General features: G+C 67.9%; 1 protein-coding gene. It reads right to left on the bottom strand.

The genetic code is table 11. From position 1 onward, the window contains the following. Positions 1–87 precede the first annotated feature (87 nt). A partial coding sequence (locus tag JQ845_RS22770; RefSeq protein ID WP_203009505.1) for a hypothetical protein occupies positions 88–580 on the bottom strand: 493 nt, incomplete at its 5' end.

Genomic DNA, 580 nt, shown 5'->3' on the forward strand with positions numbered 1-580 from the left:
GCATTCACCACTCTCCTCGTCTGCCGCCACCATCAGTGCCTCCGCTTCGTACTCGCCGCCGTCGCTGTCCGCTGCATCTGTCGCCGACTACGCTTGCTCATCCGCATCCGCATCCGCCTCCGCACCCGCATCGGCGTCGGCACCGCCTTCGGCATCCGCATCGGCATCGGCATCGGCATCGGCATCAGCATCAGCATCAGCGTCCGCATCCGCATCCGCATCCGCATCCGCGTCGGCGTCGGCGTCCGCATCAGCATCGGCGTCCGCATCCGCGTCGGCATCGGCATCGGCATCGGCATCGGCATCGGCGTCAGCATCGGCATCGGCATCGGCATCCGCATCCGCATCCGCGTCGGCATCGGCATCGGCATCGGCATCGGCGTCAGCATCGGCATCGGCGTCCGCATCAGCGTCAGCATCGGCATCGGCGTCGGCGTCGGCATCGGCATCCGCATCCGTGTCCGCGTCTGCATCCGCGTCTGCATCGGCATCGTCATCGGCATCAGCGTCAGCCGCGTCGTCCGCATCGTCCTCGGCGTCCCCATCAGCGTCTGCGTTCTCTGCGAAGCCCGCAACCGCG

This window comes from Pseudomonas paraversuta (assembly GCF_904063065.1).
GTDB lineage: Bacteria > Pseudomonadota > Gammaproteobacteria > Pseudomonadales > Pseudomonadaceae > Aquipseudomonas > Aquipseudomonas paraversuta.